This window comes from Aeromonas australiensis, from assembly GCF_000819725.1.
Lineage (GTDB): Bacteria > Pseudomonadota > Gammaproteobacteria > Enterobacterales > Aeromonadaceae > Aeromonas > Aeromonas australiensis.
The window spans coordinates 99581-113989 of record NZ_CDDH01000045.1 but is presented as its reverse complement, the minus strand read 5'-3'; the positions used below and the strand labels follow the sequence as shown (position 1 = coordinate 113989).

16 protein-coding genes are annotated in these 14409 nt (G+C 60.4%); 7 read left to right on the top strand and 9 right to left on the bottom strand.

Annotation, left to right across the window (positions count from 1 at the left end; genetic code table 11):
• The first annotated feature begins 29 nt into the window (after nucleotides 1-29).
• On the top strand, nucleotides 30-431 hold the full coding sequence (locus BN1117_RS06100) for a VOC family protein (RefSeq protein ID WP_040095723.1): 402 nt from the start codon (nucleotides 30-32) through the stop codon (nucleotides 429-431).
• A 668-nt stretch (nucleotides 432-1099) separates the two neighbouring features.
• Here the strand turns inward: BN1117_RS06100 and BN1117_RS06095 are convergent.
• Complete coding sequence (locus tag BN1117_RS06095; RefSeq protein ID WP_040095722.1) at nucleotides 1100-1957, bottom strand: Tim44 domain-containing protein; 858 nt, start codon at nucleotides 1955-1957, stop codon at nucleotides 1100-1102.
• Nucleotides 1958-2093: 136 nt separating this feature from the next.
• Here BN1117_RS06095 and BN1117_RS19380 point away from each other — a divergent pair, with 136 nt between their 5' ends.
• The 4 genes from BN1117_RS19380 to BN1117_RS06075 all read left to right on the top strand — a co-directional run bounded on the left by BN1117_RS19380 (nucleotide 2094) and on the right by BN1117_RS06075 (nucleotide 5399).
• Entirely contained in the window at nucleotides 2094-2243 is a 150-nt protein-coding gene (locus tag BN1117_RS19380; RefSeq protein WP_156129892.1) for a hypothetical protein, read from the top strand.
• Nucleotides 2244-2320: 77 nt separating this feature from the next.
• Nucleotides 2321-3715 (top strand): replicative DNA helicase, encoded by a 1395-nt coding sequence (gene dnaB / locus BN1117_RS06085; protein WP_040095718.1) that lies wholly within the window; start codon nucleotides 2321-2323, stop codon nucleotides 3713-3715.
• Nucleotides 3716-3906: 191 nt separating this feature from the next.
• Nucleotides 3907-4980 carry an alanine racemase gene (gene alr, locus BN1117_RS06080; protein WP_040095716.1) on the top strand — a complete coding sequence of 358 codons (1074 nt, stop codon included), beginning with the start codon at nucleotides 3907-3909 and terminating at the stop codon, nucleotides 4978-4980.
• Nucleotides 4980-5399, top strand: coding sequence for a secondary thiamine-phosphate synthase enzyme YjbQ (locus tag BN1117_RS06075; RefSeq protein WP_005335267.1), 420 nt, complete (start codon nucleotides 4980-4982; stop codon nucleotides 5397-5399). The genes alr and BN1117_RS06075 overlap by 1 nt, the downstream gene beginning before the upstream one ends.
• 120 nt (nucleotides 5400-5519) lie before the next feature.
• Here the strand turns inward: BN1117_RS06075 and pepE are convergent, their stop codons facing one another.
• From pepE to BN1117_RS06050, 5 genes are all read right to left on the bottom strand, one after another.
• A complete protein-coding gene (gene pepE / locus BN1117_RS06070; protein ID WP_040095714.1) occupies nucleotides 5520-6257 on the bottom strand; it encodes a dipeptidase PepE in 738 nt (245 codons plus the stop codon).
• A gap of 462 nt (nucleotides 6258-6719) precedes the next feature.
• On the bottom strand, nucleotides 6720-8081 hold the full coding sequence (locus tag BN1117_RS06065; protein WP_040095713.1) for an endonuclease/exonuclease/phosphatase family protein: 1362 nt from the start codon (nucleotides 8079-8081) through the stop codon (nucleotides 6720-6722).
• A gap of 204 nt (nucleotides 8082-8285) precedes the next feature.
• A complete protein-coding gene (locus BN1117_RS06060) occupies nucleotides 8286-9110 on the bottom strand; it encodes a heme ABC transporter ATP-binding protein (RefSeq protein WP_040095711.1) in 825 nt (274 codons plus the stop codon).
• Nucleotides 9111-9121: 11 nt separating this feature from the next.
• The gene (locus BN1117_RS06055; protein WP_040095709.1) at nucleotides 9122-10153 is read right to left on the bottom strand and encodes a FecCD family ABC transporter permease; all 1032 of its coding nucleotides are present in this window, start codon (nucleotides 10151-10153) and stop codon (nucleotides 9122-9124) included.
• Nucleotides 10150-11001 (bottom strand): heme/hemin ABC transporter substrate-binding protein, encoded by an 852-nt coding sequence (locus tag BN1117_RS06050; protein ID WP_040095707.1) that lies wholly within the window; start codon nucleotides 10999-11001, stop codon nucleotides 10150-10152. The genes BN1117_RS06055 and BN1117_RS06050 overlap by 4 nt, the downstream gene beginning before the upstream one ends.
• Nucleotides 11002-11171: 170 nt before the next feature.
• Between BN1117_RS06050 and hutX the strand changes: the two genes are divergently transcribed.
• Both hutX and hutZ read left to right on the top strand, forming a co-directional pair.
• The gene (hutX, locus tag BN1117_RS06045) at nucleotides 11172-11684 is read left to right on the top strand and encodes a heme utilization cystosolic carrier protein HutX (protein ID WP_040095705.1); all 513 of its coding nucleotides are present in this window, start codon (nucleotides 11172-11174) and stop codon (nucleotides 11682-11684) included.
• On the top strand, nucleotides 11681-12238 hold the full coding sequence (gene hutZ, locus BN1117_RS06040) for a heme utilization protein HutZ (protein ID WP_040095703.1): 558 nt from the start codon (nucleotides 11681-11683) through the stop codon (nucleotides 12236-12238). Before hutX ends, hutZ begins: the two co-directional genes overlap by 4 nt.
• Before the next feature lie 87 nt (nucleotides 12239-12325).
• Here the strand turns inward: hutZ and BN1117_RS06035 are convergent, their stop codons facing one another.
• From BN1117_RS06035 to BN1117_RS06025, 3 genes are read right to left on the bottom strand one after another with little or no spacing between them, the layout of a single operon-like run.
• On the bottom strand, nucleotides 12326-12709 hold the full coding sequence (locus BN1117_RS06035) for a hypothetical protein (protein ID WP_040095702.1): 384 nt from the start codon (nucleotides 12707-12709) through the stop codon (nucleotides 12326-12328).
• A gap of 37 nt (nucleotides 12710-12746) precedes the next feature.
• Nucleotides 12747-13301 carry a cysteine hydrolase family protein gene (locus BN1117_RS06030; RefSeq protein WP_040095700.1) on the bottom strand — a complete coding sequence of 185 codons (555 nt, stop codon included), beginning with the start codon at nucleotides 13299-13301 and terminating at the stop codon, nucleotides 12747-12749.
• 25 nt (nucleotides 13302-13326) lie between these two features.
• Nucleotides 13327-14298, bottom strand: a complete 972-nt coding sequence (locus BN1117_RS06025) for a ChaN family lipoprotein (RefSeq protein WP_040095698.1) — start codon at nucleotides 14296-14298, stop codon at nucleotides 13327-13329.
• Between the last annotated feature and the right edge of the window lie 111 nt (nucleotides 14299-14409).

The window sequence follows — 14409 nt, the reverse complement described above, 5'->3', positions numbered from 1 at the left end:
ACTATTCGTTCACCATTGAGGAGTGCTCCATGCCAGGCCCCGCTCGCGCAGGTGCCCTGATCTATGCCAAGGATCTGGGCCTGCTGACCCACTTTTACCGAACCCTGCTGCAGATGGCGATCTGTAGTCAGGATGAGCAGTTGGTGGTGCTGGAAAACAGCGATATCCAGCTGCTGATCCACGCCATTCCAGAGCCCTATGTTGGGCAAGTTGTTATCAAGCGGCCGCCGGAACTGCGGGAAGAGGGGGCCATCAAGCTGTTCTTCACCGTATCCAGCCTCGCCAGGGCGGAAGCGAAGGCGGCGGATCTCGGTGGCGGCCTGCTGCCACAGCAGTGGACGGGGCCCGGTTTTGTGGTACGCAACGCCTTCGACCCTGAGGGCAATATCCTGCAACTGCGCGAGCTGCTGGGGTCACCTGACCCGCTCTGAATCCGCTATGTGGGGATTATCGCGTTAGCTACTTCACTCTGTATCAGTGACCAGAACCTTGATGGTTAAGAGCTCTTGCCTGGTTGCGTCAACGTTTGTGCTGGGAAGATGATGCGCAAGCCACCACTGAAAGCGTGACTTTTTCCCGGGATCATGTTGTTACGGTGCCGCAATTGTAGCCTTGCTCTCGCCCCATTGTTTCTTGTGTGCCATAGCAGGCCGTCAAGCCAGACGGGAAGAGGGCATCATGGTGTTCGATGGAATGTTCTTCCTCTCGTCGTTCAAGGGGGAACAGTGACTACCGTGTCTGCAATGTCATCGCGGTTTTGCCGCCACAGGTGTCACAGAGGATGCCAGTTTCAGCAAAGTGCAGGGTGGGGGCTCATTGGGCTTCAATTGTTAGTGCGAAGAGGTGGGCGCTTACCACATCCAGCATATGAGCGAGTATCGCCATCGGTTGAATGCCTGGATAGAAGCGCGGTTTCATGGCTACCTGGAGAGCGACCAGGGTTGGCGCAGGATGCAGAAGCGTTACGGAAAGGGGGCGCATGTTACATGAGGTGCTCGGGCGCCTCATGTAACAGGGTATTGGGGTATAGACAAAAATATAGCCAGACAGGTTTGACTGACTGGCTATTGTGGGGTGACAAACTGATTGGCGTAATGCCTTACAGCTGCTCGATACCAACGATATGCCAAGGGGCATTGTCTTTCGCTAGATCTCGCTCGAGGTGCCATACCTCTTGGATATCCTCTTCTACCTGCTCCTGACGGTCCATGTAGCGGCCACTGAAGCGCACGCTCACCTGGGCCCAGTCACTGCCGTAGTCGGCGCGTACCAGCTGGGTATCGACGTACATCACTTCGGTATGCTGTTCGCCAGTCAGGTCGGCGCGGTCGGCCTTGAGTTGCTCAAACAGCTCCGGGCTGACGTATTCACGGATCTTCTCCAGATCGTTCTTGTTCCACGCCTCTTGCAGGGTGCGATAGTGGTCGCGGGCTCCGGCCAGGAAACCGTTCATATCGAAGCCCGGTGGCAGGCGGAACGGCACATCGCTGTCAGCAAAGCCAGTGGCTTGCGGTGCGCTGTTGCTCTGCTCGAACTGCTGGGGGGCAGCTTGTGGCGCCTGATAGCCCGCATACGCAGTCTGCTGCTGTTGCGGCGCCGCCACCTTGCCTTTGCGCAGGGCGCGGATCAGGAATACGGCCCCCAGAGCCAACAATGCGATCAGCAGGAAGTCCATACCCTGCAGACCCTCAAAGGCACCGCTGCCCAGCAGGTAGGCAAACAGGCCACCAGCCAGCAGGCCGCCAAGCAGGCCACCCATCATGCCACTCTTTTTCGGCGGGGTTTGGGCGTTCAGGGTCGGGTTTTTGTTGTCGACCGGTTTGGCCGCAGGCTGGGCCGGCGCAGTTTTGTAACTTTTACCAAAGGATTTGCCGCCGCCCATTTTTTTGGCTTCGGCGTGAGGTGCCCCCAGGCCAATGGCCAGGATCATGGCAAACAGGGTCAGCATCTTTTTCATTTTGACTCTTTTCACTCTCGTCTGTTATTGGGGCATGCTCTGCTTTGGCAAGCTCAGCAGGGCGCATGGCAGGCTGCCAATCCCTGATTGTGTCGCAGCTTGTATTAATCAATATCACCTCTGGCATGAATTATTCATGAACGAGATTGCCGCGATGCGGCGTCAAACGAGAGGAGAAAACCAGATGAAAAGCAGAAGATTGAGTCGCAAGGAGCGCAAAATGCGAAGCAAAATCAAAATGGTCAAGGTAGAGCAGACTCTGGTATGGCCTTTTATGATGGTCTGAGCCGCCAGATAGGGCTCGCCGTGGTTGGCTTTCTTTTGTAAAATTCCCGTCCCCTTCCCGCTGCGGTTTTTATGTGTATGGCAGAGCAAGTGACGGCGAAAAAAGACGCCAAGACACAACAGCTGAAAGTTCCTCCCCACTCTTTTGAGGCCGAACAGTCCGTACTGGGCGGCCTTATGCTGGATAACGATGCCTGGGATCGGGTTGCCGAACGGGTGATCGATCAGGATTTCTACAGCCGTCCGCACCGGTTGATCTTCCAGGCCATGACCCGCCTCTCCAATGCGGGCAACCCCATCGACCTCATCACCCTGCAGGAGGAGCTGGAACGCTCCGAACAGCTGGAAGAGTCCGGTGGCTTCGCCTATCTGGTGGAGATCGCCAAGAACACCCCGAGTGCCGCCAACATCAACGCCTACGCCGAAATCGTGCGCGAGCGGGCGGTGGTACGGGAGATGATCTCGGTCGCCAACGAGATAGTCGAAGCGGGCTACGAGCCACAGGGTCGTACCTCAGGCGACTTGCTTGATCTTGCCGAGAGCAAGGTATTCAAGATTGCCGAGCAGCGCACCAGCGCCAACGAGGGGCCCCAGCCGCTTAAGCTGATCCTCGAGCAGACCGTCGACAAGATTGAAGAGCTGTTCAAGACCCCGCACAACGGGGTGACCGGGGTATCGAGCGGCTACAACGATCTGGACAAGATGACCGCCGGTCTGCAGCGTTCGGACTTGATCATCGTGGCGGCCCGTCCCTCCATGGGCAAGACCACCTTTGCCATGAACCTGTGCGAGCATGCGGCCCTCACTGCCGACAAGCCGGTGCTTATCTTCTCGCTGGAGATGCCCTCCGAGCAGATCATCATGCGTATGCTCGCCTCGGTCGGTCGCATCGACCAGACCAAGGTGCGTACCGGTCAGCTCGATGACGAGGATTGGGCCCGCCTCTCCTCCACCATGGGATTGCTGCTCGAGAAGGGCAAGATGTATATCGATGACGCCTCCGGCCTCACCCCGACCGATGTACGCTCCCGTGCCCGTCGGGTGGCACGCGAGCACGGTGGCCTATCCATGATCATGGTGGACTACCTGCAGCTGATGCGGGTGCCGGCGCTCTCTGACAACCGTACCCTGGAGATCGGCGAGATATCCCGCTCCCTCAAGGCCTTGGCGAAAGAGCTGCAGTGCCCGGTGGTGGCGCTCTCCCAGCTCAACCGAAGTCTGGAACAGCGGGCCGACAAGCGCCCGGTCAACTCGGATCTTCGTGAATCGGGCTCCATCGAGCAGGATGCGGATTTGATCATGTTTATCTATCGTGATGAGGTTTATCACGATGACAGCCCTGACAAGGGGATTGCCGAGATTATTATCGGCAAGCAGCGTAACGGCCCTATCGGAAGAGTGCGCCTCACCTTCCAGGGTCAGTTCTCCCGGTTCGATAACTATGCCGGCCCTGCGTTTGACGACGATTATTGATGTAAACCCAAGGTGATGGCGGTTTCGCCATTACCACGACTGCCCTGATCGATTGCCAGGCATTGGCTGCCGTTCAGGGCCTGTTTTCCCGGTTCGACAATTATGCCGGTCCGGCCTTCGACGACGATAAGTGAGTGGCGGTCTTCGGCCCGATGAGGGGGAGACTATTTGTGCCCTCGTAAGGGAAAACCATGAAAGCGGCTACTGCCCAAATCAACACTGCGGCTTTGCGCCATAACCTCGCCGTGGTCAAGCGCCACGCTCCTGCTTGCAAGATCATCGCCGTGGTCAAGGCCAACGCCTATGGCCATGGCCTGCTGCCGGTCGCCCGCACCCTGGTGGATGCGGATGCCTATGCGGTGGCCCGTATCGAAGAGGCGCTGATGCTGCGCTCCTGCGCCGTGGTCAAGCCCATCGTGCTGCTGGAGGGATTCTTCTGTGCCGACGATCTGCCGGTGCTGGCGGCCAACAATCTGCAAACGGCGGTTCACACCTGGGAGCAGCTCGAGGCGCTGGAGCAGGTCGAGCTGCCAGCCCCCGTGGTGGCCTGGCTCAAGCTCGACACCGGCATGCACCGGCTCGGGGTGCGTGCCGACGAGATGCCCGCCTTTATCGAGCGCCTCGCCAAGTGCAAGAACGTGGTGCAGCCGTTCAATATCATGACCCACTTCAGCCGCTCCGATGAGTTGGATCAGCCCACTACCCGCGAGCAGATCGACTTGTTCAGCAAGTTGACCGCGCCGCTCCTGGGCGAGCGGGCCATGGCCAACTCGGCGGGTATTCTGGCCTGGCCGGACTCCCACTGCGACTGGGTGCGCCCCGGCGTCATCCTCTATGGCGTGTCGCCCTTCCCCAATACAGTGGCGGCCGATTACGACCTGCAGCCGGTGATGACCTTGAAGACCCAGCTGATTGCGGTGCGGGATCACAAGGCGGGCGAGCCGGTGGGCTATGGTGCCAACTGGGTGTCAGATCGCGATACCCGACTCGGGGTGATCGCCATCGGCTACGGTGACGGCTATCCGCGCATGGCGCCCAACGGCACGCCAGTCTTGGTCAACGGCCGCATCGTGCCGCTGGTGGGGCGTGTCTCCATGGATATGAGCACGGTGGATCTGGGGCCGGGCGCCACCGACAAGCCCGGCGACGAGGCGGTGCTGTGGGGCGAGGGGCTGCCGGTGGAGCGGGTGGCTGACGAGATTGGCACCATCCCCTACGAGCTCATCACCAAGCTCACCTCTCGCGTCTTTATGGAGTACGTCTGATGTGGCAGCAGTGCCTGCTGACTCTTAAGCCCCGTTCGCGGGGCTTTCATCTGGTGACGGACGAGCTGGTGGCCAAGCTGCCGATGCTGGCGGATTACCGGGTCGGCATGGCGCATCTGCTGCTGCAACACACCTCCGCCTCGCTCACCCTCAACGAGAATTGCGACCCCAGCGTGCGCAGCGATATGGAGGCCCATCTCCACCGGCTGGCGCCGGAAGATGCCCCCTACTATCGCCACACCTATGAGGGGGCGGATGACATGCCCGCCCATATCAAATCTTCCCTGCTCGGGGTAAGCCTGTTGCTGCCCATCCGTGATGGTCAGTTGGCGCTCGGCACCTGGCAGGGGATCTGGCTCGGCGAGCATCGCGTCGATGGCGGCGCCCGCAAGGTACTGGTAACCCTGCAGGGGGAGTAGTCAGGCTACAACCGGCTAACAGGCAAGGAGAAAAAAGAGGGATGGCATTGAGCCATCCCTCTTTTGTTTCTACGTTGCTTTGAGCCATCTGCCTGCCAGTGGTTCGGCGCTCTTCGTGGCTTAGCCGACCTTGAAGGGGGTCAGCTCGGCCAGCGGGGCGGCGTCCATAAAGGCTTGCGGCTCCTGGTTATGTTTGAAGATCTTGAAGTCCTGATCGCGGGCGCTCCAGTACTCTAGATGTTCGCTGCCGTTTTCTCCGGTGATTTGCAGCAGACTTGCTTCGCGCAGGGCCACCACATATTCGCTCGGGTTGATGGCGCAGAACTCGGCCAGACGCTCGTCGCGGGTCTCGCCCATGTGGCCGCTGATGCTGGCATCCAGATAGTGCGGGTTGATCTGCAGCGGGAACAGACCCAGCGCCGGCAGCACGGCGGCGTTGCAGACCGGCATGTCGTTGGTGGTGCGGATGCTGTGGGTCGCCACGTTGCAACCGGCGCTCCAGCCTACATAGGGGACACCCCGCTCGCGCACGGCACGCTGGATCGGCACGATCAGACCGTTTTCGTGCAGCAGCTGGTTGAGGCGCCAGGTGTTGCCGCCGCTGATAAAGATGGCGTCGGCCTGATTGATGGCCTCGACCGGATCATCGAAGTGGTGAATGCTGATGGTCTCGATCCCGAGGCTCTCGGTAAGTTCGTTGGCGCGGGCATCCCAGTCGCTGCGGATCACCGCGTAGGGGATGAGCAGAATGCGCTTGACCTGTTTGCGCGCCAGCAGGCTTTGAACCCGCTCTCGGGCCCAGCCGAGCAGACCCGGACATTCGTTGGCTTTACCATTGCTAAGCAGAAGCAGTTCCATCAAATGGTTCCTCAAAAAGTGAAAGCGGAGGAGGGAGGGCCACCGGATCCGCCGTGCGGCCGGATGGCAAGAGGAGGCATGCTACCACCATTGGCGAGGAGGTTCTGTGATCGCGAGGCCCATTCAACGGCCATTGAGGAGTTATGGATTGATAACCCAATGCCAGGGCGGTGGATTAATAAGCCGAGGTCAACTCGATGCCCATCGCCAATAAAAGACCCCGCCGTAGCGGCAATGCTGTTCACTTAAGAGAATTTGAGTTCCAGTCCACGTAGTATCAGGGCTAAAAAATGAGGGAGGCATAATGCCTCCCTCTTTCTATTGCAAGCCACGCTGGATAAAGGCTGAAGGAAGAGCGACTGGAAACAGCCTTGCTCCCCCAATTCAAGTCGCATTTATGAATAATCAGTCAAAAATGTGCTTATCTGAACAGCATTGCGCCGTAGCGGGGTCATGGCAGAGTTAGTCGAGTTTGAGATCGACCCAGACCAGACGGTGATCCGAGCTGACCCCCTTGGCGATACCGAGTTTTGCATCATAGACCAGGTGATAACCGGCTTCGAAGCTGGCCGGCCAGAAGACGCCGCTCTTGACCGCGTTGAGATTGGCGGAGGGGATGAGGTGATCCAGCTGCAAACCACTGCTGCTGGTGATCCGCTCCGGATGTGGGCGAGAGTTGTTACGTTTGCAATCGGTCCCCTTGCTCAGACACTCCGGGCCCCCTTCGCTGATCGGGATCAGGGTGCCATTGGTGATGGCCTGATTCATCAGGGCGTTGTCCAACAGCGCCTGAATGGCGGTCAGATCGCCATCACCGGTGAGCGGGTCGGCGTTAAGATCCCCGGCGATCACAAACTTGGCGTTTTTGGCCAGCCCGCCTTTGGCGCCCTTGTCATCGGTCATATAGCCAAGACCCTTGACGTAGTCATTCCAGAAAGCAACCTCGGCGCGATTGTGCTTGACGTTGTGACGTGCCGCGTTGCCGAAGATGGGGGGCGTCGGGTGGGAGATCAGGAAGTGAATCACCTCCTCCCCTTTGTCGGTCTTCACGCGCACCGGCACATCGGCGTGGTTCTTGGAGGAGAGCGGGAACTGCTGCCAGGCGGCATCATCGTACCAGGCATCGCCACACTGGCGGCTGGCCGGGATCTTGGCCTTGGGATTGTTGCAGTCGTCGATGATGGGGTTCTGCTCGCCCGGCATATCCTTCCATTTGAACTTCTGGAAGGTGCGGATCTGCTGGGTGTCGATAGGATATTTTGACATTACCGCCATGGCGTATTGGCCGTGGTAGTTGCCAAAGCCCCAGGCATCGTCGGGGCCGCTGTTGACCTTGCCATCCAGATTGAGGTCATAACCGCTCATCAGGCCGGTGTTGGTGGCCAAGTTCTGCAGTACCGGATAGCTGATAGCCGTCACCTCTGCGTGCTGGGCGTGGGCCAGATAGTTGTCGTTGAAGGCTTTCAGATCGGCGGTGCTCTCGCCCTTGCCGTCGTTGTCGAACTCGTTGAGCAGGAACACATCCGGGCGGGTGCGCTGGATGATCTCCGCCACGTTGCGGATCTGCTGCACGTTCTTGGCTTTGGTTTCCGCGGCGCCGCTCAGGCTCCCTTCGGCGAGGCGAGCCAGCAGGGCATCCTGCTCGGTGCGGGTCAGCGCCAGCTCACCGGTCAGCATACCGGCGGCAGAGCGGTCAAAAGAGAGGTTGAAGGTGGCAAAACGAACCATGGGATCAGCTGCCTTTGAGTCGTTGTCGCTGTTGCAGCCAGCCAGCATCCCGAGGGAGATAGCGGCAGCCAGTAGGGTTTTGTTGATTTTTTTCATTTTAATTGTCCCGTAGCATCAATGAGTTATGCCTTCTGTGAGGCGGCGCCATTATAAGTAGGCGGCGATGCTGCTGGGATTTTGCCTAAGCGAAGTGTGAGGATATTCACACCCCATATCTGGCGATGATGAATTTTAATCCAGTTTGGCGAGGCTAACGGAGGCAAATGAAAACGTTTATGGCCATAGCTGGCCATCCCGTTGTCACACCACCATCGGCAGGCCGCTCTCGGGGTGGTGGATCACCTGGGCCGGATAGTCATAGAGACGGGCAATCAGCTCGGGGGTCAGCACCTCGGCAGGTGTGCCATCGGCCATCAGTTTGCCCCGCTCCAGCATCACCAGCCGATCGGCATAGCGCGCCGCCAGATTAAGATCGTGCAGGACCACCAGCACAGCAGTATTGCGGCTGGCCAGGGCGCGCGCCATGGCCAGCAGCTGATGCTGGTATTTCAGATCCAGCGCCGAGGTGGGCTCGTCGAGCAGCAGCAAGCGAGGTTGCTCGGCCTGCTCGGTCGGGGAGGGGGCCTGCCAGATCTGCGCCAGCACCCGGGCAAACTGCACCCGCTGCCGCTCGCCGCCGGAGAGCCCGGGATAGAGCCGCTTGGCCAGATGCTCGACTCCGGCATGGGTCATGGCCGCCGCCACAATCTCGTCACGCCGCGCCGCCGGTTCACTGTGGGGCAAGCGCCCCATGGCGACCACTTCCTCGCAGAGAAAGGGGAAGTTGAGGGAGGAGCTTTGCGGCAATACCCCGAGCCGGTGGGCCAGCTGGCTGCTGTTCCACCCTTGGCGATCCGCGCCAAACAGGGTGATGGAACCCTCATATTCCAGCTCGCCGGTCAGGCACTTGAGCAGCGAGCTCTTGCCCGCCCCGTTGGGGCCGAGCAGCGCGGTGAGGGTGCCGCTCTCGAGGTCGAGATTGAGCCCATCCAGGATCTGGCGCTGGCCACGGCGCAGGCTCAGGCGGGTGCAGCTCAACAGGGGGGAGGAGAGTGAGGATGAGAGTGCGGATGAGAGTGGTTGCATAACAGTCCGTATCACAGGGCGCGGCGCCCTTTTACCAGCAGCCAGATGAAGAAGGGGGCACCGAGCAGGGCGGTGATGATGCCTACCGGCAACTCGGCCGGGGCTAGCAGGGTGCGTGCCAGCATATCGGCCGCCAGCAGCAGGGCGGCGCCAAGCAGGGCCGAGAGCGGCAGCAACCTGACATGGTTGGGGCCCGCCAGCAGGCGTACCAGATGGGGCACTACCAGCCCGACGAAGCCGATCATTCCCGATACCGCCACCGCCACCCCGACGCCCGCGGCGGTGAGCAGAATGAGGCGACGTTTGAGGGATTGCACATTGACCCCCAGATGACGGGCCTCCCCTTCACCCAGCAGCAGGGCGTTGAGGGGATTGGCATCGCGCATAAAGAGCCACAGCAGGGCCGCCAGGGTGAGCAGGGCCAGCGCCACATCGGCCGGTTTGCCTGCCGCCAGCGTCCCCATCTGCCACAGGCTCAGGTTGCGCAGCATCTGATCGTCCGCCAGATAGGTGAGCAGGCCGATCACCGCGCCGGAGAGCGCCGTGATGGCGACCCCGGCCAGCAGCATGACAGTGACCGAGGTGCCCCCCTCACGGGTACCGAGCAGATAGACCAGAGTGGTGGTCAGCGCGCCGCCGAGAAAGGCGAGCAGTGGCAGCAGGCCAACCCCTATGGTGGCTTGCAACTGCTGGCTGAGGGGAGTGAGCAGGACAATAGCGAGCGCCGCGCCGAGCGCCGCACCGCCGGAGACCCCTATGATGCCGGGGTCAGCCAGTGGGTTGCGAAACAGCCCCTGCATCACGGCGCCACAGAGCCCGAGGATCCCCCCCACTGCGATGCAGAGCAGGGTGCGAGGCAGGCGAATTTCCTGCACGATCAGCAGCTTGTGCGACTCAATCCCGCTCTCCTGCCCGGCAAACAGCGCCCGCAGACTCTCGCCCAGAGTGAGGGTCATGGGACCGGTTGCCAGCGAACCGAGCAGCAACAGCGCCAGTGCGGCTGTGGTAAAGGCCAGCAGCCAGGAGAGGGGCAAGCGCATCATGACCCCTGCTTGATCCACTGGGCGATCTGGTTCGCCTGCTGCAGGGAGTTGAGGCTCAGGCCCCCTTGCAGGGCGTGGCCGTCGATGGCGTGAATGGCGTTACGCTTGCCAGCCGGGGTGGCGGCCAGGGCGGGCACCTCTGCCAACACCTTGGCCGGATCGGCATATTGTTGCCAGTCACGACCGCTGACCAGCACCAGGTCGGGCTGCATCTCTATGAGGGATTCGGCGGATACCGGCTTGTAGTTGCGCAATTCGGCGACCGGATTGATGCCGCCCGCCAGCGAGATCAGCGCGCTGGCGGTGGTGTCCCCCCCGGCGATGCTGGTGGGTTGCCCCTTGTGCAGCAGCAGGAAGGCGACCTTGAGTGGTTTGCTCTGTTTGGCTTGCGCCGCCAGCTGAGCGGTCTGGCTCTGGATCTCCGCCTTCAGGCGATCGCCAGCGGCTTTGTCACCCAGCAGATTGGAGAGGGTGTCGATGCGTTGGTTGAGGTTGGCCAGCGTCGGCGCGGTATCCAGCACCTCCACCTTGACCCCGGCCCGGCGTAGCTGATCCAGGGTTGGGGCCGGGCCCATCTCATCGCTGCCCACCAGTCGGGTGGGGGAGAGGCTCAGGATCCCTTCGGCGGCCAGCGCCCGGTGATAGCCCACCTTGGGCAACTCTTTTGGCAAGGGGCTGCTGACATCGGTGGCGATCAGGCTCGATTCACCACCAAGGGCCAGAATGAGCTCTGTGGTGGCGGGGCCGATGCTGACGATGCGCTCTTTCTGGCCGTCGGCGGCAACGGCAGAGAAGGGGGGCAGTGAACTGCAGAGCAGGGTGATGGCGAGGGCAAGACGACGGCCCATGCTAACCTCCGAAGGGGTGAATGAAACGGGTGTGCCGCCGAGAATATCAAGGCTTTGAAAAAAATGCACTGATAATGATAGCAATTATCAATTGCATTGATTTCGGTGCTTTATTAGAGTAGCCGCCATGATAAACAGCGGGACGATCTGGTCTCGCAAAGGGAGAAAACATGAGCATTGCACAACGCATTCACGAGATGCTGGAGCAGGATCCCAGCGCTCATCCGTCCACCCTGGCGGCCCAGCTCTCGGTCAGCGAATGGGAGGTGGTTCGCCATCTGCCCGCCGAGTTGGTGACCCTGCTGCCTGCCGAGCGTGCCCAAAGCCTGCTGGAAGATCTGGCTGACTGGGGCCCGGTGACCACCATCGTCGAATCTGAAGGCTCTATCTTTGAGGTCAAAGCCCCCTTCCCGAAAGGCAAGGATGCCCGCGGTTACTACAACCTGATGGGCCGTGACGGCGAAATGCATGGCCACCTCAAGCTCGACAACGTGGCGGGCATTGCCCTGGTCAGCAAGCTGTTTATGGGCAAGGAGGGGCACTCCTTCCAGTTCTTCGGTCACTCCGGCCGCTGCATTTTCAAGGTCTATCTGGGTCGTGACGAGAAGCGCCAGTTGCTGGCCGACCAGGTTACCCGTTTCATGGCCTTGCGCCACCCGATTCAAGAGGAAGTCAAAGCATGAGTGAACGTCAGGAACGTCTGCAAAACCGTCTGCAACCGGAGATCCGCGAGTTTCGCGATAGCTGCCGTACCCTGCAGCTTGCCACTGTCGATGGCGAAGGCAATCCCAACGCCAGCTATGCCCCGTTCGTGCTGCAGGAAGATGGCTACTACGTGCTGATCTCCGAGATCGCCCGCCATGCCCGTAACCTGCAGCAGGTGCCCAAGGTCTCCTTGATGTTGATCGAGGACGAGACCGGTGCCCGCGAGCTGTTTGCCCGCAAGCGGCTGACCTTTGATGCGACCGCTGAAGTGGTGGTCCGCGATGATGCCCGTTGGGACAAGGCCATTGTTGCGCTGGAAGGACGTTTTGGCGAGATCATCAAGGGCCTCTCCAACCTCAAGGATTTTAAACTGTTCCGCTTCAAGCCGGAGCAGGGGCTGTTCGTCAAGGGCTTCGGGCAGGCTTTTGCGGTCTCCGGCGACGAGCTGGTGGATTTCGTCCATCTGGTTGAGGGGCACAAGCGCATCGACAACGGTGCCGAGCTCACCAGCCCGGCCGATGCGCCGGTCTGATAATCCCTGTCAACTACGACAGCCGTCATAACAAAACGGGCAGCCACTGGGCTGCCCGTTTTTATTGCGTTATCTCATCCGACCGGTTCAATCCTGCCAGGAGGCCTGGTTGGGAAAAGCGCGACGATCGGCGTCGGTGGCCGTTTCGTTGCACTCTCCCCGCACCTTCCAGGAGCTCTGGCTCAGCACTATGTACCCCTGACGGCAATACTGCTTGGTCGCCAGGGTCTTGGTCAGCAGACTCTCCTGCAGCGCCTCCCGCCGTTCCAGCAGCCGCTGGCTCTGGGCGGCCGAGAGGCCGCGTGGCAAGGTGTCGTTGGGCGTAGCTTCAAAGGTGAACCGCTTGCTCCCCTCCTCGTTGATATGGGTCAGAAACAGAGGTTGTGGCCCGTCATCCTTCTGTCCGGGCAAGCTGGAGCAGGCCGACAGCAGGGGAACAATCAACAACAGGGTGGCAGACAACAGACGCACGACAGACTCCAGTGAGAAACGAGGCGAGGCTGGCAGATTAGCACGGCTGCAGGGCGGGTGTTACTGCCAGCAGCTCGTCGGTGGTGAGCAGGGTCACACTGCGCCCCTCCGGCAGGTCGAGATTGCGCCATATCCAGTTGTGATGCTCGATGATCTGGGGGGCGCCAAGGTGAGGGCGATTGGCGGTGGAGTGAGCATCGCTCAATACGAACACCTCGAAGCCATGAGAGGCTGCGCTGCGCACCGTGGTATCGACGCAGAAATCGGTGTTGCTGCCGCAGAGGATAAGCCTGTCGACCGGCTGTTCTGCCAGCAGAAACGAGAGCTCGGTGTCGAGGAAGCTGTCACAGGCTGTCTTGCGCACCCGGCTATCGCTCTTGGCTGGCTGCAGCGCACTGTGCAACTGCCAACCCGGGGTGCCGGGTTCCAGTTCGCCACCCGCCAGATCATCATGCTGGATATAGATGACTCGCCCCTGTTGTTGCCTGACATGGGCCGCAGCCCGGTTGATATTGGCCAGCACTTGCTGTTGCTGATGATGGGTCTCCTTCATGACCCCTTGCTGCACATCGATGATCAGTAACACATCCATATTGTACCCGCCGTTTCCTTGATGATTAGGGTTGCAGCCACTGGCTGCAGTCACGGCTGCGGGATTGATGCAGCGCGCCCATATCTTGCTTCATCTCGGCACTGTTTTGCCAGCGCTTAGGCAGCGGCATGATGGTTACCTGCACATCGGCTGCGGGATCTGCAACAGAGGTCTCATCTGTGCGGGGGACGACCAGCGCCACCTTGAGTGCCGGATTGCGGCTGGCGATGCGACTGGCGAGCCCAAGCCCCCCCTCGACGTGGAAATTGCCGGCGATATGCATGATCTGCTGGCCCGGGTGCTTGGCGAGATAATCCACCATGCTCTCGGCCATGGTGTCATCCCAGCTGGTCTGGGCCGCAAAGCGGCGAGTGTTGCTGTCGGCATCGCCGTGGTGCATGGAGGCCATAAATTTCTGGCGATAGGGGTCATCCCCCAGGGTCAGTTGGCGGGCCAGCTGACTGCGACGTGCGGCTGGCAGTTTGTCGAGCCACTCAGCCCCTTCCTGACCGACACAGCTCACCAGCGGTTTGGGGGCGTTGGCGGCGATCACTGGCATCTGGTGCGCCTTGGCAAACTCCACCAGCGGGCGGTAGTCGCTTGGATAGTTGGGCCAGGCGTTGCCTGCGCGGATCAAGGCCGCTTCACCAATCCGGTTCGCCAGATAGGCATCCAGCGTCTGCTGATCGGCGCGGCTGAACTGCTCCATGGAGAGGGCCAATGGCCGCCCGTGTTGCTGGCCGGCAGTGTAGAGCCCGCTCAGCAACTGCGATTGCAGCAGATGCACGGCGGGATGGCTGTGCAGCTCACCCACCAGAATGATATCGGCATCGGCAATGCGCGCGATTGCCTGCTCCAGCGTCAAGTCAGTTGTTGCTGTATCGCTCAAGCGGTAGTCATAGAGCGTTTTCAGCTGTGATGACACGCTCGGTTGGGTAGGGGTGGCACAGGCTGCCAGCAGCAGCGGCAGGGCGAGTAGGGGGAGTCGTCTCATCATGGGATCTCACGGCTGATATGTCCGGATGCTGATGCATCTCGGGGGCTAACACAGAATAGGGGCAATGTTTGGCGACAGTGTAAAAGCAATTTGGTTCAAAACAAAATGAGA